Below are 17,396 nucleotides of genomic sequence, written 5' to 3' on the forward strand. Positions count from 1 at the left end.
CAGGGGGAGGATTAAGCCTTACTCATCCCCGTAGAGCGCCACCTGCGGTTCACCGCCGGCCGCCACGCGCCCGCGATACATACCGGCGCTGTTGAAGCACCAGCCGCCAGCACCATCATGGCCGACCGCGATGATCCCGCCGGTGCCGCCCAGCGCGCCAATTTCCCCGATCGTCGCGACCGCCGCGCTGCCCAGCGCCTCGCCGGCCAGCCGCACCCGACCCGACACTTCATGCCCCGCGCCGACGCGGATGAAATGCTCGCCCGATCCCGTGCAGGAAATGGCGGCACCGCGATCGTCGGCCCAGGTGCCCGCCCCGATCACCGGCGAATCGCCGATACGGTTCCATCGCTTGCCCGTCAGCCCGCCAGTCGAGGTCGCCGCCGCCAGATGCCCCTCAGCATCGCGCGCCACCGCGCCCACAGTTCCATATTTCAGATCGGCATCGAAGCGCCCGCCCGCGCGCAGCTCCTCATATTGGCGCCAGCGTTCGTCGGTGTGGAACCAGGCGGGTGGCGCCTGATCGATGCCATGTTCGGCCCCGAAGCGGTCCGCACCCGCGCCGGTCAGCATCGCATGCGGGCTCTTTTCCATCACCGCGCGCGCCAGCGTCACCGGGTGGCGGCTGTGCGTCACCGCGCTCACCGCGCCCGCATCGCGATTGCTGCCGTCCATGATCGCCGCGTCGAGTTCGTTGACGCCTTCCGCCGTGAAGACCGCGCCGCGCCCGGCATTGAAATGGGGATCGTCCTCCAGCACGCGCACCGCCGCCTCGACCGCGTCGAGCGCGCTGCCGCCCGTTGACAGGATCGCCGATCCTGCAGCCAGCGCGGCGTTCAGCGCGGCCCGAACCGCGACGTCGACATCGGCGTCAAGCACGCCGCGCCTTATCTGCCCCGCACCACCATGAACGACGAGCGTCCACCCATCGGCGGGTGCGCTCCATTGCGATGTGATGCCAGGATGTGTCGCCACGGTGGAATGCCTTCAAACGGGAACGGGAAACGCCTATAGCGTCCTCGAGTAAGCTTCAGAACGGAAAAGCATGTCGGTTCGTCCCTGGCGCGATATAGCGCGCCGCCAGTCGCGTCAGATCATGGTCGGCAATGTCGCCGTCGGCGGCGGCGCGCCCGTCACCGTCCAGACGATGACCAACACCCCCACTGACGACATCAAGGCGACGATCGACCAGATCCGCCGGTGCGAGGATGCGGGCGCCGACATCATCCGCGTCTCCTGCCCCGACGAGGCATCGACGGCCGCATTGAAGCAGATCGTTCGCGCCGCGCGCGTGCCGATCGTCGCCGACATCCATTTCCATTATAAGCGCGCGCTTGAGGCCGCCGATGCGGGTGCCGCGTGCCTGCGCATCAACCCCGGCAATATCGGGTCCGAAGCACGCGTGGCCGAAGTGGTGCGCGCCGCCAAAGCGAACGGCTGTTCGATCCGCATCGGCGTCAACGCCGGCAGCCTGGAAAAAGACCTGCTCGAAAAATATGGCGAGCCCTGCCCCGAGGCACTCGTCGAAAGCGCGCTCGATCATATCAAGCTGCTGCAGGACGCCGATTTCCACGAATATAAGGTCGCGGTGAAGGCGTCCGACGTCTTCCTGGCGGTTTCCGCCTATATGGGCCTCGCCGAAGCGGTCGATTGCCCGCTCCATCTGGGCATCACCGAGGCGGGCGGCTTTGTCGGCGGCACGGTCAAGTCGGCGATCGGCATCGGCAATCTGCTGTGGGCCGGGATCGGCGACACGATCCGCGTCTCTCTGTCGGCCGAGCCCGAGGAGGAGGTCCGCGTCGGCTTCGAGATCCTCAAGTCGCTGGGCATCCGTAATCGCGGCGTGCGCGTCGTTTCCTGCCCCAGCTGCGCGCGGCAGGGCTTCGACGTGATCCGCACCGTCCAGACACTCGAGGAACGGCTCCAGCATATCCGCGTGCCGCTCTCGCTCTCGGTGCTCGGCTGCGTCGTCAACGGCCCCGGCGAAGCGCGCGAAACCGATATCGGCCTGACCGGCGGCGGCAACGGCAAGCATATGGTCTATCTCTCCGGCATCACCGACCATACGGTGCAGGACGAAGGCATGGTGGACCACATCGTCAAGCTGGTCGAAGCCAAGGCCGCCGAGATTGAGGCGGCCGAAGCCGCTCAGGCGGCCGCCGACGATCACCCGCAAGCCGCGGAGTGAAGCAAACTCCCGTGGCGATCGCGTTCGCGGTCGCCTGTCTCGGTATCGCGGTCTTTTCGTCGATGGATGCTGTCGTGAAGCATCTGAGCCTCGCCATTGGCACCTACAACACTTTGCTCTGGCGCAGCCTTGCCGGGGTGCCGATGACGCTCGGGCCGTGGCTGTCGCGGAAACCGACTTGGCCGAAGGGTGCGGTCCTGCGCATCCATATCGAGCGCGGGCTGGTCGCGGCGTTGATGGCGGTCCTCTTCTTCTGGGGTCTGGCGCGCACGCCGATGGCGCAGGCGATCGCGCTGACCTTCATATCGCCGCTGATCGCGCAAGGGCTGGCGGTCGTTCTGCTCAAGGAAAGGCTGCGGCGGGGCGCGCTGCTCGGGTCCGGTCTCGCACTGGTCGGCGTGATCGTGATCCTGTCGGGGCAAGCGATGAAGGCGATGGACGGCGAGGCCACGCTCGGTGCGATCGCCGTGATGCTGTCCGCCGTCGCCTATGCCTACAACATCATCCTGATGCGGCGGCAGTCACAGGTGGCCGATCCTTATGAGGTCGCCTTCTTCCAGAACGGCATCGTCGCGATCGTCCTCGCCTGCGCGATGCCGTGGATGGCCGAGCTGCCGCCCACGCCGCACATACCCGCCCTGCTGCTCGCCGCCGCGCTGGCCAGCCTCTCGCTGTTCCTGCTGAGCTGGGCCTATGCGCGCGCCGAGGCGAGCTATCTCGCTCCGGTCGAGTTCACCGCCTTCGTCTGGGCGAGCCTGTGGGGCTTCGTCGTGTTCGGCGAGCATGTTCGCCTGACCACGGTCGCGGGCGCCGCGCTCATCATCGGGGGCTGCTTCATCGCCGCCCGATCGCCCGCTAATCTGTCTGAGAGAGACGTCCTGCCATGACCTTGATCATCCGCCCCGCCCATCCCGGCGACGAGGGCGACATCCTCCGCCTCATCCGCGCGCTTGCCGATTATGAGCGCGAACCCGATGCGGTCGAGGCGACAGAAGAAGGGCTGGCCGCACATTTCTTCGGGCCGGATCCGAAGGTGTTCGCACATATTGCCGAGCAGGACGGCCATGTCGTCGGCATCGCAGTCTGGTTCTTCAATTTCTCGACCTGGACCGGGCGGCACGGCATCTATCTGGAAGATCTGTTCGTCGAACCCACGGCGCGCGGCGGCGGGATCGCGCGCAAGCTGTTCGAGGCGATGGCGGCGGTAGCCGAGGCGAAGAATTGCGCGCGGATCGACTGGCAGGTGCTCGACTGGAATGAGCTGGGCAAGGGCCTCTATCGTCGGCTCGGCGCACACCACAAGGCCGCGTGGGAGCAGTGGCGGATCGATGGAGACGCGCTCACGGCGTTGCTAACGCCGAACTAACCATCTCGGGCAAGCAGGCGGAAATCATCCGAAAGTAGCACTACGCAAACGCTTTCGGAGAGATGCTATTATGAGCCGCACCGCCAATCTGCGCCGACAACATGATGATGCGGTCGCCATCGTCGGCGAATTCAACGCCCTTCTGGCCGGGCGGCCCGGAATCGAGACGCGCGACGGCGCGTTCCAGGCGACATTGCTGCTCGCGAAGCTCACGGGCCTCCTCCGGATCCACTTCGCGCAGGAAGATCGCCAGCTTTATCCGTCGCTTATGGCGTCGGGTGGCCGTGCCGCGATGATTGCGCGCCGTTTCGTCGACGAGATGGGCGATCTCGGCCCGACTTACGGCGCCTTTGCGCAGCGTTGGGAATCGGCTGCGCGGATCTTGAGCGATCCGCGCGGCTTCCGGCGCGAATCGAAAGCCGTTTTCACGGCCCTCGCGGACCGAATCACCCGTGAGAACGAGCAACTCTATCCGATCGCCGACGCGCAGATGGATGCGGATGCTCCCCTGCGCGCCGCATAAGGTGCTTTGATACTCTCGGAAATGAGTGAGACTCGCTCATTGCGCAGCGCGTATCTCAACCTCTGATACGGCGTAACCGTAACATTCCCACCAGAATGGCGATAAGCCAGGCCTTATCGCGGCCCAGGCACCCGCAAACGACAACATCTCAGCTTTTCGTCCCCAAACGCGATTTTAAGTGCACGCCGGTGGTACCCGGGGCGCTTTAAGTGTATTGCCTGAGTCGCGCACTATCGAGCTTTGGGGCCTCATGATCATCGACCCAGTCTCCAAATTGACCGAGGGTCAGCGCGCCTGTTTACGGCGTGTGCTGCTCCATATGTCGTCCAAGGACATCGCTCGCGAGCTCGATATCTCCCCCCATACGGTGGATCAGCGGCTACGCGTCGCGATCCAGACGCTGGGCGTCAGCAGCCGCTTCGAGGCGGCCCGCCTGCTCGCGCAGCACGAGCGCCCCGACCTATATCAAGCGCCCGTATATCAAACACCGCATGTTGCTCCCCACCCCCGTCATCCCATCATGGGCTCGTCGGGCAGTCATGAGGATCGACGCTACGGCCAGGCCCACGGAGCTGATCAGCTCCGCGAGGAACAGGTCGCCTTCCAGGCGACTCCCTGGCAGTTCGCGCCGCCCCTCCGGCTCCCGATGCCGATGGCGGGAGGAGACAGGAATGATCTCGGCACCTTGCCGAGGGTTGCATGGATCGGTGGCATCGCCATCGGAACCGCGCTCTCGTTTGGAGCCTTGATTGCCGGTCTCGATGCGCTCTCGCGGTTGCTCTAAGGGCACCCGCTAGAACGTCTCCCTTCAAAAGTTCGACTTTAATCGACGCGCTGCCGCAGGGGGCGGCGCGAGAGGGAGACTCACATGCTCGTCAAGCGCCGCAACGCCGCCCAGGAAGTCGCCAACCGCCTGATGGCCGCAGAGGAGGCGATCGACGCCGCACTCGCCGCCGTCGCCGAACTTTCGGGCTATCTGCCCGTCGCACGCTGCGAAGCCAATCTTTCCGCCTGTGTCGGCCAGGACGCCTTCGAAGGCGCCGCCGAGACCTTTGCATCGCTGATCCGCGCCCGCCGCAACATCGTCGATACCCACGCTTCGCTCGCGGAGACGAAGGACCAGATCGGCCTGCGCACCGTGGCGCTGGGCGGTCTTGCCCAGAAGGCCGAGCTGCGCCCCGGTGGCCTGTCGGTGGTCGAACGCACCGCCGCCTGAACGAGCCCCCCCGATGAGGTAGGTCAGCTGGCTTGACCGGCTCCTCCCCTTATGGTCCGGTCGAAGGATGAGCCTCCTCATCATCCTGCAGCTGGCCTACCTCATCACCCTGATTTCCATCTGCGCCTATGCGATCCGCTGCGGTGGACGCCCGGAGCGGCAGGGGGCTGCGATCATGATCGCGGGATCGGTTTTGACCGTGCCTGCGGCCTCGCTGGTTGCCCAATGGCAATCCCCCGCGCTGGGCGTTCTCGCCGTGGACATGGCCGTATTGGCCGCGTTCCTCGCGATCGCGTTGCGGAGTGACAGATATTGGCCGTTATGGACGACAGCGTTTCAACTCGTGGGCGTCGCAACGCATCTCGCGCGCCTCGCCGATCCCGGAATCATTCCGCGCGCTTATTCGATCGCGCAGGGTTTCTGGGCCTATCCGATGCTGGTGGCCTTGGCGATTGGGGTTCGGGAGAGCCGTTCCAGGGTGATGCCCAGGGGCGTACGCTTCTAGAATCGCTGCTCCAGCCTTTCGGCTGGTGCCGGGCGGAAACCTTGTCGGGGCAGCTGATCGAAGAGTTCGGCTCACTCCCCGCCATATTCGCGGCCGGGCCGGATGCGCTGACCGCCGCGGTGCCCGACGAACCCGGTATCGCCGGCTTCCTGATGATCGTGCGGTCGACCATGCTCCACTGCCTGCGCACCCAGGCGCGGCGGGGGCCGGTCTTCTCGACATCGGAGGCGCTGATCGACTATCTGAAGCTCAGCATGGCCTATGACCCGGCCGAGCATCTGCGCGTCCTGTTCCTCAACGCGTCGAACTGCCTGCTGCGCGACGAGGTGATGGGGAAGGGTTCGGTCACGCAGGCGCCGATCTATCCGCGCGAGATCATGAAACGCGCGCTCGAACTCGGTTCGACCGCCCTGATCCTGGTCCACAACCATCCGTCGGGCGATCCGCTGCCCAGCCGCGGCGACGTCGAGGCGACCGAGCGCATCGTCGCGGCCGCCTCGGTCCTCGACATCGCGATCCACGACCATCTGGTCATCTCGCGGAACGGCTGGACGAGCTTCCGGGAGCGCGGGCTCCTCTAAACACTTACAGGTGGACCGCTGTACGGGGATGGCGGCCATCTCGCTGGAGCGGCTTCGTGCAATCGAAGCCGCTCCCTTCTTGTCCGGAGCCGGCGACCCTCATAGGCTTGGCGCGTGGCAAGGGGCACCGACAGCATCAGCGCGCGGATCGCGATCGTGGGGACCGGCTATGTCGCCGATCTCTACATGCCGTCGCTCGCCACCTTCCCCGGCCTGACTGTCACCGGCGCGTGGGATATCGACGCAGGGCGGCTCTCCGCCTTCACGACGCATTGGGGCGTGCGGGCGGCATCGTCGTTCGACGATCTTCTGGGCGATGGCACCCCCACGATCATCCTCAACCTGACCGATCCGACCGCCCATGCCGCAATCAACCGCGCGGCGATCGAAGCGGAACGGCATGTGTGGTGCGAAAAGCCACTCGCGCTCACGATCGACGATGCGCAGACGCTGCGCGACCTTGCGGTCGACCGCGGCGTCCACCTCGCCTCCGCGCCGTGCAGCGTGCTGGGCCGCGCGGCGCAATCGGCCTGGGCTGCGCTGCGCGACAATCGGATCGGCAAGCCGCGCCTCGTCTATGCCGAACTTGACGACGACTTCATCCCCGCAGCCCCCTATCGCGACTGGCACAGCGCCAGCGGCGCCCGTTGGCCGGCACAAGGCGAGTTCCGCACCGGCTGCACGCTCGAACATGCCGGCTATTATCTCAGCTGGCTGATGGCGATGTTCGGCCCCGTCGAGCGCGTCGTATCGGGCGCTGCCCGGCTGTTGGACGAGCATCAGACCGGCACGGGCCACATCACGCCCGATTATGCCTCCGCCAGCCTGTTCTTCACCGGCGGGATGGTGGCGCGGCTGACCTGTTCGATCGTCGCGCGCCACGATCATCGCCTGCGCATCTTCGGCGACGACGGCATCGTCGAAGTGGACGAGGCGTGGGCCAATGCAGCTCCCGTGCGGATCCGCAAGCGCTTCACCCTGCGCCGCCGCCTGATCAACAGCCCGTTCGCCGCACGTGCCAAAGCCCCGGATGCGTCGCACCCTCTGGTCGGGCGCAAGGGCGCGGCATCGATGAACTTCGCGCTGGGCGTGGCCGAGATGGCGCAGGCGATCGGTGTTGGCCGCGCACCGCGCCTCGCGGGCGACTATGCGCTCCACCTCACCGAAGTCTCGATCGCGATGCAGGCGGGCGGTGAGCATCGCATCGCGAGCCGCTTCGATCCGATGATCCCGATGGACTGGGCCTGAGACGCCGACCGATGACGCTCGCTTATCTGCTCAACAGCTATCCAATGACGAGCACCACCTTCATCCGACGCGAGATCGAGGCGATCGAGCGCGCCGGGGTGCCGGTCAAACGCTTCGCGGTGCGGCACTGGAGCGAGACGCTCGTCGATCCGGCCGACGTCGCCGAACAAGCGCGAACCGAATATCTGCTGACCCGCAATATCGGCGTTCTGCTCATCGGTGCAGTCTGCGCGCTGGTCACCCGGCCCCGAAAAATCGCTGCGTCATGGCCGGCATGGCGCGTCATGCTGCGCGCGAGCGGCAGCGGACTGGTGCGGCATATCGGATATTTGCTGCAGGCCATCCGCCTGCAGCATCGCTGCGCCAGGCTCGGTATCACCCACATCCACGCGCACTTTTCGACCAATGCGGCGGGGGTCGCGATGCTGTGCCGCCTGATCGGCGGCCCTGCCTACAGCTTCACCGTCCACGGCCCCGACGAACTGGTCGATCCCGCCGTCAACGCCATCACCGTCAAAACGCAGCATGCGCGCAGCATTATCGCGATCAGTGGCTATTGTCGTGCGCGGTTGCACAACGCGCTGCCACCCGATCTGCACGATCGCATCGTCATCATTCCGTGCGGCATCGAGCCTGCCGCCTATGCCGGCATGCCGCCGCCATCAGGTAGCGATCTGCTCTGCGTCGGCCGGCTCTGTCCGCAGAAGGGACAGGTCGAAATCCCCGCAGCCGTCGCGGCGCTGGCCGAACGCTTTCCCGATCTGCGCGTACTCCTGGTCGGCGACGGCGAGTCCCGTCCGACCGTCGAAGCCGCGATCGCGCAGCACAAGGTCGCCGATCGCGTCCGCCTGCTCGGCTGGCGCAGCAATGACGAGGTCCGCGCCCTGCTCGGCCAGGCCCGCGCCCTCCTCCTCCCCAGTCATGCCGAGGGTCTGCCGGTCGTCATCATGGAAGCGCTCGCCAGCGGGCGCCCGGTCATCAGCACGACGATCGCCGGCATCCCCGAACTGGTCGACGACACATGCGGCTGGCTCTACCCGGCAGGATCTGTCGAAGGTTTGCGCGACGCCATCGCGGCCGCGCTTGAGGCAAGTCCCGAACGGCTGGCGACGATGGGAGAGGAAGGCCGTCAGCGCGTCGCCGAACGCCAAGATATCGACCGGATCGCCCCCCAGCTTCTGGCGCTGTTCGCAGGCTGAGGGCAACGCCGTCGAAGCATCAATCAATGCTGCGGCTGGCGGCTCGCGAGGCTTTCGATCAGGGCGGCGAGGCGGCCGGTGATGCTTTCGAGGCGGGCATCGCGGCTGGCGGCTTGAAGGTCGTCCGAGCGCAGGATCGCCGCGACCGAGGTGCAGCGTTGCCCGACATGATCGAGCGACTGAAGATCGTGGACGTGCGCGCGGGCGGTCGCGGGGTTCGAACACAGGCGAACGCCAAGCTGCTCCAGCTCGGCGCGTGCGGCGTCGAGCTCGTCAGCGAGCATCGACAGAAGTTCGTCCTCTGCAATCACCGCCATACCCGTTCCCCCACCGCCTCAGGCCGCGTCCGCGTCACGCCGGCGGCACGCATCGAGCGCGGCCGTCGTGATGCCGTTGAGCGGAAGCTCGGTCTCGACACCACCCGCCGCAAGCGCCGCAGCCGGCGCTTCGTGCACGACCGATGTGGCCGCGTCCTGGCACATCGTGCGGCCCCCCGCCGCCCGTAGCGCCTTCAATCCCGCCGCCCCGTCATTGCCGAGCCCGGTCAGCACCGCGCCCACCCCATGCTTGCCCGCCGTCTTCGCCATCGTGGCGAACAGGAGGCTGGCCGATGGGCGCACGCCGTTGACCGGATCGGTGCGCAGCAGGCGCAGCGACGGATTGGGCCAGCGATCCACCACGGCGTGCGCGCCGGGATCAGTCACCAGATAGATCCTGCCCTGTTCGAGAGGCTGGCCGTCCTCCGCCATCACGATGCGCGCGGCGCATTTGGCGCGCAGTCGGTTGATCAGCGGGGCGACGAAGCCTTCCTCGATCTGGAGAAGAAAGATCGTGGGCGGGCAATTCTTCGGGAAGGCCGGCAGCATCTTCAGCGCGGCATCGACGCCGCCCGTCGACGCGCTCATCGCCAGGATATTGCCGTTCCAGTCGAAATATTGGACCGGCGCGTGATGTTTTACCTCGCGCTGCGGCCCCACCTTGGTGCGCGACGCGGCCTGGACCAAAGCGGCGAGGCGCGGCGCGAGTTCGTTGAACTCCTCGGGCGTCGCGCTCTTGGGCTTGGGGAAGCAATCGACCGCGCCAAGCTCCAGCGCGCGGAACGAGATTTCGGCGCCCTTCTGCGTCAGCGACGACAGCATCACGACCGGCGTCGGCCGATCGCGCATGATTTCTTCCAGGAAGTCGATGCCGTTCATTCCCGGCATCTCGACGTCGAGCGTCACCACCGACGGACGCAATGTGTCCATCATCTTGCGGGCTTCGGCGGCGTCGGCGGCCATTCCGACCACCTCAATGCCCTTGGCGCGTTCCAGCACCCCACCAAACAGCGCGCGCATGGTGAAAGAATCGTCGACGATGAGCACGCGCGCGTTGATCATCGCGGGTGGCAGCTCCTTGAGAGGTCAGGCGGCCTCGGGAAGCGGCACGCCCCCGAGGTCCATGGAAAGATTGTCGAGCGCGAGCACCATGACCATCCGGTCTTCTACGGTGACGAGCCCTTCGAGATAGGATGTCGTATCCCCATTGCCCAACGCGGGCGGCGGCTGGAGCGTTCCCTCGTCGATCGCAACGATGTCGTTGACGGCGTCGACGATCATCCCGTGCAGCTGTTCGCCGATCCGCACGACGATGATCACGTGGCGCGCGGTCGGATCGGTCAGGCCCCAGCCCAGGCGAGCCGACAGATCGATCACCGGCAGCACGGTGCCGCGCAAGTTCACCACACCGCGGACGTGCGCGGGGACGTGCGGCAGCATGGTCGTCGGCGTCCATGCGCGGATCTCGCGGATCGCCATGATATCGACGCCCAGATATTGCTGGCCGATCTGGAACGTGATGAGCTGTCGGACCATGATGCCTGTCCCTGGATCAGATCAATGGATGACGCGGCGGATCGCCGAGTGGAGCTTTTCGGGATCGAAGGGCTTCACGATCCAGCCGGTCGCCCCGGCTTCGCGCGCACGCGCCTTCTTCTGGTCGGAGCTTTCGGTGGTCAGCACCAGCACCGGCAGATCGCGATGCTTGGGCATTTCTCGCAGTTTTTCGATCAGACCGAACCCGTCGAGGCGCGGCATGTTGATATCGGTGATCATGATCGCGGGCTGATCGTTGGCGGCAAGCCACTCGAGCGCCGCGACGCCGTCTTCGGCCTCACGCACCTCATAGCCGCGCTCGACCAGAGCGCTGCGCAGGAGAAGACGCATGCTGGGGCTATCATCGACGGTCAAAATCGTCTTGGGCATGCATACCTCTGCTCGTTGGCCCGAGGCTCGGACCGTTCCAGTCGGGTGTAGGTGTGGAGGGTTAACGACTCATTGAGCGCTGCCCGTGGATCAGAAGATTTCGGCATCGTTTGCACGCCCCCTTTGCACGATCGGCCGCAGATCGGCGGGCGCGTCGACGATCTGGCAGCGAACCTTTCCATCGACCGCGCGAAAGTCCACGCGGCGCGCGGCGCTGCCGCCGAGATGACTGCGGATCACCGGAATCCGGTCGCGTTGCAGGAAATCCTGCGCGAAGGCGATATTGCCCTGCCCGATCGCGGCGAGCCCCGCATGAAGATTGGCCCCGCCGTAAAGGTGCGCACGCAGGCCCGATCGGGTCGCCCCGGCCAGCAGCATCGCGTTGACCAGCTGCTCCATCGCGAACAGGCCGTAGCGTTCGTCGGCGGCCTCGCCATCGGACAGCAGGAAATGGTTCATGCCGCCCACACGCGAGCGCGGATCATAGAGACAACAGGCGACGCAGCTGCCCAGCACCGTCGTCAGCACGACAGTGGGGTCGCGCGAGACGCGGCTCGTCCCCTGGTTCACACTGATCCGCTGTTCGCGGATCGAGTTCAGCGGCTGCACAATGCAAGAATCCGGTTCGCGATCTGCTGGATCGGCTGTTCTTCCTCGACCGCACCGATCTGCTGGGCAGCGCGCGGCATGCCATAGACGACACAGCTCGCCTCGTTCTGGCCAATCGTGCGGCAACCGGCTTCGCGCATCTCGGCCAGGCCCGATGCGCCATCACGCCCCATGCCGGTCAGCAGCACGCCGACCGCCTTGTCGCCCATATTCTGCGCGACCGATCGAAACAGCACGTCGACCGACGGGCGATGCCCGCTGACCGGCGACGCCTCGACCAGCCGACAATGCGGCGACGATCCGCCGCGCACCATCAGGTGCCTGTTTCCGCCGGGCGCGATATAGACATGGCCTTTCAGCAGTGGGGCGTCGTCGGTCGCCTCGAGCACCTTGGGCGCGCACTGCGAATCGAGGCGACCGGCGAAGGATTTGGTGAAACTGCCCGGCATATGCTGGACGATCACGGTCGGCGGGCAATTGGCGGGGAACCCCGACAGCAGGGTCGTCAGCGCCTCGACCCCTCCGGTCGATGCGCCGATCGCGACGACGCGGTCGTCGCCTTCGAAGGTCGCGGGGCGCTCGGCCGGGCGCAGGCTACGGCCAAGCCCGAGCCGACGACGGCTGCGCGCGGCCTGCTTGACCATCTCAGCCAACTTGCCGTCGTCGAGCGCGAGCACGTCCTGCAGGCGCCCCTCGGGCTTGGCGAAGCAATCGACGGCGCCAAGCTCCAGCGCGCGCACGGTCGCTTCGGCGCCCTTGGTGGTCAGCGTCGAACACATCACGACCGGCGTCGGGCGCAGCCGCATCAGCCGGTCGAGGAAGTCGAGCCCGTTCATGTGCGGCATCTCGATATCGAGCGTGATGACGTCGGGATCGAGTTCGCGGATCATCGCGCGCGCCTTGTGCGCATCTTCGGCCGTGCCGATCACCTCGATCTCGCGGTCGCGCGTGAGCAGCCCGGTCAGCAGCGCGCGCATCGTCGGCGAATCGTCGACGATCAGGCAGCGCACGCTCATGCCGCGTCCTTTCGATAGACGGTCTGGCCGATCGCGCGCAGGCGGCGGGCGGCTTCACCGCCGATCCGCTCGCTATGGCCGATATAGAGATGTCCGCCGGGCGCGAGCTGGTCGACCAGCCGCTGCACCAGCCGCTCGCGCGTCGGTTCGTCGAAATAGATCATGACGTTGCGGCAGAAGATCACGTCGAACCTGCCCCGCATCGGCCAGGCGTTGAGCAGGTTGAGCCGGCGATAGCGCACCAGGTCACGCAGCATCGGCGCGACCGCCATCGTGCCGCCCGACACCCGTGTCCACGTCTGACGCAAATCGAGGGGCACGTCCTGCGACAAGGCGGCCGGATAATGCCCACGCCGCGCGACATCGAGCACCGCACCCGACAGATCGGTGCCGAGAATCGCGACGTCGGCGCCCGCGATCACGCGCCCCTCCACCGGATCCGGGCCAAGCAGGCTCATGGCCAGCGAATAGGGTTCTTCTCCCGTCGACGCCGCCGCGCACCACATCCGAACCTTCCCGCCGGCGTCGAGCCGTTCGATCAGGCCGGGGCGCACGTCGCGTTCGAACTGGCGGAAGTGATGATCTTCGCGAAAGAACTTGGTGTGATTGGTCGTCATCGCCTCGATCGCGCGCTGGCGCTCGGCGGGATCGCGACGGATCAGATCAATATAGGAGGCGAAATCGCGCAGGCCCCGCTCACGCACCAGCTTGGCGAGACGCGAATAGACGAGCATCGTCTTGGTCTGCGGCAGGCAGATGCCCGAATGCGCATGCACCATCGCCGACACCGCCGCGAAATCCTGCGGCGTATAGGGATATTCGCGCCCGTCGAACGAGCGGGGTGTCATGTCGTTCATGGACGCGGTCGATCGATCAGGCGCGACGCAGCGCGCGATCGGGCGCGCGGACGGTGGTGACGCCTTCGACGTCGAGGATCAAAGCGACGCGGCCATCGCCCAGGATGGTGGCCCCCGCCAGTCCTTCGACCTGGCGATAATTGGTCTCCAGGCTCTTGATGACGACCTGGCGCTGATCGCAGATCTCGTCGACCATCAGCACCGCCTGCCCTGCGGCTTCGGATTCGACGACGATCAGCACCGCCTTGGCCGGATCGACCTGCGCGCCTGGGATCGCAAATTGATTCGCGACCGACTGGACCGGCAGCCAGCTGCCACGCACCGAGATCATCGGCTGGTTGGCGCCGATATATTTGATATCTTCGGGTTCGGGCTGGACGCTTTCGATGATGTGGGTGAGCGGGATGACATAGGTCTCCGCACCCACCGTGACGATCATCCCGTCAAGGATCGCGAGCGTCAGCGGCAATGCCAGCGTGAAGGTCGTGCCCTTGCCGGGCGTCGAGGCGATCGTGATGCGACCGCCCAGCGCCTGCACGTTGCGGCGGACCACATCCATGCCAACGCCGCGGCCCGAAATGTTCGATACGGTCGCCGCGGTCGAGAAGCCCGGCGAGAAGATCAGATTGTCGATGTCCTCATCGCTGAGGCGCGCTTCGGGCGCGACGAGACCGCGTTCGATCGCCTTGGCGAGCACGCGCGGCCGATCGATGCCCCGACCGTCATCCGACACACAGATCACGATCCGGCCCGAACGATGTTCGGCGGTCAGGCGGATGCGGCCTTCGGCGCTCTTGCCGGCGGCAAGGCGCTCCTCGGGGCTTTCGAGGCCGTGATCGATCGCGTTGCGGATCAGGTGGGTCAACGGCTCGCCGATCCGCTCGACGACGGTCTTGTCGAGCTCGGTCGCCTCGCCCTCGACCTCCAGGCGCACTTCCTTGCCGGTGGACGCGGTGACTTCGCGGATGATGCGCGGTACGCGGCTGAACACCGACCGGATCGGCTGCGCACGGATCGACATCGCGCTGTCCTGCAGCTCGCGGGTCAGGTGATCGAGGTCGTTGAGTTCCTCGATCTGCGCGAGCCCCGAATTGTGGAGCCGCTGCGCCAGCATCGCCTGGGTGATGACGAGTTCGCCGACCAGGTTGATCAGCCGATCGAGCTTTTCCAGGTCGACGCGGATCGTCGCCGTCATGCTCTGCGTCGCGCTTGCCGGTAACTCGGCGGGAGCCATGTCGGCTTTGGCCGGTTCGGCGGGCGCGACGAAGGGCAGCACGTTGGTGAGCGGCGCGGGCTCGATCGCCGGCTCGACTTCGGCGATTGCGCCGTCCTCGACGATAGCTTCTACCACCGGCGCCGCATTGCCCTTGAACTCGAGCAGGCAATCGTCGGCGACGAATTCGAAGATCTCCTCGATATCGCTGCGCGCCACCGTCGCCGGCACGTCGACATGCCAGCCAAGATAGGCGCCCGTCGCATCAAAACGGTCGATCGTGGGAACGGCCGAGGCATCGACCGCGCGGATGATGCCGCCCATGTCGACCAGTTCGCGGATCAGCAGCAGCGGTTCGCCACCATGCGCCAGCGCGCCTTCACGCGGGCGCACGAACAGGCGGGTCGCATCGATATGCTCGTCTTCCGCCGTATCGCGTTCCCAGTCGGCGAACGGATCCTCGCCGGTGTCGAGATCGCCCAGCAGCCCGTCGAGATCGAAGTCGAGTGCTGCGGCAAGCCCCGTATCGTCCACGACCTCAATAGCGGCCCCTGCCCCGCTCGCCGTCTCCTGAAGCCGTTGCAACATGCCCGCATCGTCGGGTGTCGGCTGATCGCCACGTGCCGCCGCGACATGATCGGCGAGCATATCGAACGCGGCGAGCAGCAGGCCGATCAGGCCCGGCGTCAGTGCATGTTCGCCCTCGCGCAGCTGATCGAGCAGCGTTTCGAAATGATGGGTGTACGCCTGAAGCCGTTCGAAGCCGAACGCGCCCGATCCGCCCTTGATCGAATGGACTGCGCGGAAGACGGTGTTGACCGTCTCGTCATCCTGCGCGCCGCCCTGCAGCGCGAGCAGGCCCGCTTCGGCTTGGCCCAGACCTTCGTCGCATTCCTGGAAGAAGATGTCCTGGATTTCTTCCAGTTTCATCGTGCGTCTCCGCTCATGAACAGCATGTCGGACATGCCCGCCAGCCGTGCCGCGGCCTCCACCGCGCCCCCGGCGCCGCTCAGCGACAGCGCCACCCCCGTTTCACGACCCGTGCGGACCGCGCTCATCAACAATTGCAGCCCGGCCTGACCGATCTGTTCCACGGCGTCGCACACGATCTCGATCGGTTCGCCGCCCGCAAAGGCCGCGCGCAACGGCTCGATCTGGTCGGCGACCGTCTGGCGGTCGATCGTCTGGGGAAGGATGATCCGCGTCATGGCCGGCTCTCCGTTCAGAACTCGCTCCAGTCCTCGTCGCTCGGCTCGATCGCGCGGGCGAGGTTGCCCTGCACGACAGGTCTGGCGACGCGGCGGTGCGCGGTAACGGGCTCAGCGAAGGATGCGGGCTCGGCGCGATTGCCGACCAGGCTGCCCAGCGTCGCAGCCTCGTCGCGCAGGCTGCGCGCCGCCGCGCTGCACTGTTCGACCATCGCGGCATTCTGCTGAGTCATCTTGTCCATGTCGCCGACGACGCCGTTGACCTGTTGCAGATTGCCCGCCTGGGTCTCCGCAGCCGACGAGATCTGCGCGACCAGCGCCGCGATCTCCGCCACGCGGGTGACGATCCGATCGAGCGCCTGCCCGGTCTGGCCGACGAGCTGAACGCCCGTCTCGACCTGCGCCGAGCTGGCGGCGATCAGTTCCTTGATATCCTTGGCGGCATCCGCCGAGCGCTGCGCCAGAGCGCGCACTTCGTTGGCGACGACCGCAAAGCCTTTGCCTGCATCGCCGGCTCGCGCGGCTTCGACGCCTGCGTTGAGCGCGAGCAGATTGGTCTGGAAGGCGATGCCGTCGATCAGGGTGACGATCTGGCCGATCTCGGACGACGACTTTTCGATCCCCGCCATGGCGGACACGGCGTCGCGCACGATGCGGCCGCCGGCCTCGGCATCGCGATGTGCCTCGCCGACCGACTGGTTGACGTGGGCGGCGCCCTGCGCGGTCTCGCGGACCGTGGTGGTGATGTCGGCCATCGCGGCCGCGGTCTGTTCGAGGCTCGATGCCTGCTGCTCGGTGCGGCGGGCGAGATCGTCAGACGCCTGGGCGATTTCGCCGGCACCCGTGATGATGCCCGAAGAGACCCGTGCGACGCGGCTCAGCAATTCGCCAAGCTGTACGTCGGCGCGGTTGAAATCGAGGCGGAGCGATTCGTAGCCATCGCCGAAGGGAGCCGTGATCGGTTGACCGGCGCGACCCTCCGCAAGACGCTTCAACCCCTCCCCGACCGAAGCGATCGCGGTATCGAGCGCCTTGCGGTCCGCATCGCGATCGGAGACCATCTCGTCACCCAGATTACGGATGTGCAGCATCGCGCGATTGATCCGCCCGACACAATCGGCGCGGTCAATATAACGGTCCGGCATCCTGCCGTCGTCGTCGCAAAAGCGTTCGACGCTGCTGGTCAGATCGGCGATCGGCGTACCGATGATACGGCCGGCCGCAAAAGCGCCCACGGCGCCCGCCACGGCCAGAACCAGCGCTACATAGCCCGCCGCACCCGGCACGACGAACCCGGCGATGGCGCTCACGAAGAGCATCGCGACGAAGATCGCCCCCACGACACGCACCTTCTTTTCGAAGGACAGGCTGTTGAACCAGGTCATTGGGACTCCTCGATCGGTATCTGCGCGCAGCTTGGGCGG

The 17,396-nt window shown here is 66.3% G+C and carries 21 protein-coding genes; 10 read left to right on the top strand and 11 right to left on the bottom strand.

The window, feature by feature from the left end:
- Positions 1–18: 18 nt before the first annotated feature.
- Complete coding sequence (locus FYJ91_RS14620; protein WP_246152634.1) at positions 19–975, bottom strand: isoaspartyl peptidase/L-asparaginase family protein; 957 nt, start codon at positions 973–975, stop codon at positions 19–21.
- 70 nt (positions 976–1,045) lie between these two features.
- On the opposite strand from FYJ91_RS14620, the gene ispG reads away from it, so the two are divergent.
- The 10 genes from ispG (at position 1,046) to FYJ91_RS14670 (ending at position 8,826) form a co-directional block, all read left to right on the top strand.
- Positions 1,046–2,188 carry a flavodoxin-dependent (E)-4-hydroxy-3-methylbut-2-enyl-diphosphate synthase gene (ispG, locus tag FYJ91_RS14625; RefSeq protein ID WP_149522992.1) on the top strand — a complete coding sequence of 381 codons (1,143 nt, stop codon included), beginning with the start codon at positions 1,046–1,048 and terminating at the stop codon, positions 2,186–2,188.
- A gap of 11 nt (positions 2,189–2,199) precedes the next feature.
- A complete protein-coding gene (locus tag FYJ91_RS14630; protein ID WP_149522993.1) occupies positions 2,200–3,075 on the top strand; it encodes a DMT family transporter in 876 nt (291 codons plus the stop codon).
- Complete coding sequence (locus tag FYJ91_RS14635; RefSeq protein ID WP_149522994.1) at positions 3,072–3,554, top strand: GNAT family N-acetyltransferase; 483 nt, start codon at positions 3,072–3,074, stop codon at positions 3,552–3,554. Before FYJ91_RS14630 ends, FYJ91_RS14635 begins: the two co-directional genes overlap by 4 nt.
- A gap of 70 nt (positions 3,555–3,624) precedes the next feature.
- Positions 3,625–4,077, top strand: coding sequence for a hemerythrin domain-containing protein (locus FYJ91_RS14640; protein WP_149522995.1), 453 nt, complete (start codon positions 3,625–3,627; stop codon positions 4,075–4,077).
- A 250-nt stretch (positions 4,078–4,327) separates the two neighbouring features.
- Complete coding sequence (locus tag FYJ91_RS14645) at positions 4,328–4,861, top strand: response regulator transcription factor (RefSeq protein WP_149522996.1); 534 nt, start codon at positions 4,328–4,330, stop codon at positions 4,859–4,861.
- A gap of 84 nt (positions 4,862–4,945) precedes the next feature.
- Positions 4,946–5,293 (top strand): hypothetical protein, encoded by a 348-nt coding sequence (locus tag FYJ91_RS14650; RefSeq protein ID WP_149522997.1) that lies wholly within the window; start codon positions 4,946–4,948, stop codon positions 5,291–5,293.
- 67 nt (positions 5,294–5,360) lie between these two features.
- The gene (locus tag FYJ91_RS14655; protein WP_149522998.1) at positions 5,361–5,798 is read left to right on the top strand and encodes a hypothetical protein; all 438 of its coding nucleotides are present in this window, start codon (positions 5,361–5,363) and stop codon (positions 5,796–5,798) included.
- Positions 5,799–5,839: 41 nt separating this feature from the next.
- On the top strand, positions 5,840–6,379 hold the full coding sequence (locus tag FYJ91_RS14660; RefSeq protein WP_149522999.1) for a JAB domain-containing protein: 540 nt from the start codon (positions 5,840–5,842) through the stop codon (positions 6,377–6,379).
- Between the two features lie 114 nt (positions 6,380–6,493).
- Positions 6,494–7,627, top strand: a complete 1,134-nt coding sequence (locus FYJ91_RS14665) for a Gfo/Idh/MocA family protein (RefSeq protein WP_246152635.1) — start codon at positions 6,494–6,496, stop codon at positions 7,625–7,627.
- Positions 7,628–7,638: 11 nt separating this feature from the next.
- The gene (locus FYJ91_RS14670) at positions 7,639–8,826 is read left to right on the top strand and encodes a glycosyltransferase family 4 protein (protein WP_149523000.1); all 1,188 of its coding nucleotides are present in this window, start codon (positions 7,639–7,641) and stop codon (positions 8,824–8,826) included.
- A gap of 23 nt (positions 8,827–8,849) precedes the next feature.
- On the opposite strand, the gene FYJ91_RS14675 is transcribed toward FYJ91_RS14670, so the two are convergent.
- From FYJ91_RS14675 to FYJ91_RS14720, 10 genes are all read right to left on the bottom strand, one after another.
- Positions 8,850–9,143: a hypothetical protein gene (locus FYJ91_RS14675; protein WP_149523001.1), complete on the bottom strand. Its 294-nt coding sequence runs from the start codon at positions 9,141–9,143 to the stop codon at positions 8,850–8,852.
- A gap of 18 nt (positions 9,144–9,161) precedes the next feature.
- Positions 9,162–10,205, bottom strand: coding sequence for a chemotaxis-specific protein-glutamate methyltransferase CheB (cheB, locus tag FYJ91_RS14680; protein WP_149523002.1), 1,044 nt, complete (start codon positions 10,203–10,205; stop codon positions 9,162–9,164).
- 24 nt (positions 10,206–10,229) lie between these two features.
- Complete coding sequence (locus FYJ91_RS14685; protein WP_149523003.1) at positions 10,230–10,679, bottom strand: chemotaxis protein CheW; 450 nt, start codon at positions 10,677–10,679, stop codon at positions 10,230–10,232.
- A 21-nt stretch (positions 10,680–10,700) separates the two neighbouring features.
- Positions 10,701–11,069, bottom strand: a complete 369-nt coding sequence (locus FYJ91_RS14690; RefSeq protein WP_149523004.1) for a response regulator — start codon at positions 11,067–11,069, stop codon at positions 10,701–10,703.
- 90 nt (positions 11,070–11,159) lie between these two features.
- A complete protein-coding gene (locus FYJ91_RS14695) occupies positions 11,160–11,678 on the bottom strand; it encodes a chemotaxis protein CheD (RefSeq protein ID WP_149523005.1) in 519 nt (172 codons plus the stop codon).
- Positions 11,666–12,694, bottom strand: coding sequence for a protein-glutamate methylesterase/protein-glutamine glutaminase (locus FYJ91_RS14700; RefSeq protein ID WP_149523006.1), 1,029 nt, complete (start codon positions 12,692–12,694; stop codon positions 11,666–11,668). The genes FYJ91_RS14695 and FYJ91_RS14700 overlap by 13 nt, the downstream gene beginning before the upstream one ends.
- Complete coding sequence (locus FYJ91_RS14705; protein WP_149523007.1) at positions 12,691–13,551, bottom strand: CheR family methyltransferase; 861 nt, start codon at positions 13,549–13,551, stop codon at positions 12,691–12,693. Before FYJ91_RS14705 ends, FYJ91_RS14700 begins: the two co-directional genes overlap by 4 nt.
- 16 nt (positions 13,552–13,567) lie before the next feature.
- On the bottom strand, positions 13,568–15,694 hold the full coding sequence (locus FYJ91_RS14710) for a chemotaxis protein CheA (RefSeq protein WP_149523008.1): 2,127 nt from the start codon (positions 15,692–15,694) through the stop codon (positions 13,568–13,570).
- Entirely contained in the window at positions 15,691–15,972 is a 282-nt protein-coding gene (locus FYJ91_RS14715; RefSeq protein WP_149523009.1) for an STAS domain-containing protein, read from the bottom strand. The genes FYJ91_RS14710 and FYJ91_RS14715 overlap by 4 nt, the downstream gene beginning before the upstream one ends.
- A 14-nt stretch (positions 15,973–15,986) precedes the next feature.
- The gene (locus tag FYJ91_RS14720; protein WP_149523010.1) at positions 15,987–17,357 is read right to left on the bottom strand and encodes a methyl-accepting chemotaxis protein; all 1,371 of its coding nucleotides are present in this window, start codon (positions 17,355–17,357) and stop codon (positions 15,987–15,989) included.
- Positions 17,358–17,396 lie beyond the last annotated feature (39 nt).

Origin of the sequence: Sphingomonas montanisoli, from assembly GCF_008274695.1 — a bacterium.
GTDB lineage: Bacteria > Pseudomonadota > Alphaproteobacteria > Sphingomonadales > Sphingomonadaceae > Rhizorhabdus > Rhizorhabdus montanisoli.

Coding starts and splice junctions, on each gene's coding strand:
- ispG (WP_149522992.1), top strand. CDS start 1,046: ATGTCGGTTCGTCCCTGGCGCGATATAGCGCGCCGCCAGTCGCGTCAG.
- FYJ91_RS14635 (WP_149522994.1), top strand. CDS start 3,072: ATGACCTTGATCATCCGCCCCGCCCATCCCGGCGACGAGGGCGACATC.
- FYJ91_RS14640 (WP_149522995.1), top strand. CDS start 3,625: ATGAGCCGCACCGCCAATCTGCGCCGACAACATGATGATGCGGTCGCC.
- FYJ91_RS14645 (WP_149522996.1), top strand. CDS start 4,328: ATGATCATCGACCCAGTCTCCAAATTGACCGAGGGTCAGCGCGCCTGT.
- FYJ91_RS14650 (WP_149522997.1), top strand. CDS start 4,946: ATGCTCGTCAAGCGCCGCAACGCCGCCCAGGAAGTCGCCAACCGCCTG.
- FYJ91_RS14655 (WP_149522998.1), top strand. CDS start 5,361: ATGAGCCTCCTCATCATCCTGCAGCTGGCCTACCTCATCACCCTGATT.
- FYJ91_RS14670 (WP_149523000.1), top strand. CDS start 7,639: ATGACGCTCGCTTATCTGCTCAACAGCTATCCAATGACGAGCACCACC.
- FYJ91_RS14675 (WP_149523001.1), bottom strand. CDS start 9,143: ATGGCGGTGATTGCAGAGGACGAACTTCTGTCGATGCTCGCTGACGAG.
- cheB (WP_149523002.1), bottom strand. CDS start 10,205: ATGATCAACGCGCGCGTGCTCATCGTCGACGATTCTTTCACCATGCGC.
- FYJ91_RS14685 (WP_149523003.1), bottom strand. CDS start 10,679: ATGGTCCGACAGCTCATCACGTTCCAGATCGGCCAGCAATATCTGGGC.
- FYJ91_RS14690 (WP_149523004.1), bottom strand. CDS start 11,069: ATGCCCAAGACGATTTTGACCGTCGATGATAGCCCCAGCATGCGTCTT.
- FYJ91_RS14700 (WP_149523006.1), bottom strand. CDS start 12,694: ATGAGCGTGCGCTGCCTGATCGTCGACGATTCGCCGACGATGCGCGCG.
- FYJ91_RS14705 (WP_149523007.1), bottom strand. CDS start 13,551: ATGAACGACATGACACCCCGCTCGTTCGACGGGCGCGAATATCCCTAT.
- FYJ91_RS14710 (WP_149523008.1), bottom strand. CDS start 15,694: ATGAAACTGGAAGAAATCCAGGACATCTTCTTCCAGGAATGCGACGAA.
- FYJ91_RS14715 (WP_149523009.1), bottom strand. CDS start 15,972: ATGACGCGGATCATCCTTCCCCAGACGATCGACCGCCAGACGGTCGCC.
- FYJ91_RS14720 (WP_149523010.1), bottom strand. CDS start 17,357: ATGACCTGGTTCAACAGCCTGTCCTTCGAAAAGAAGGTGCGTGTCGTG.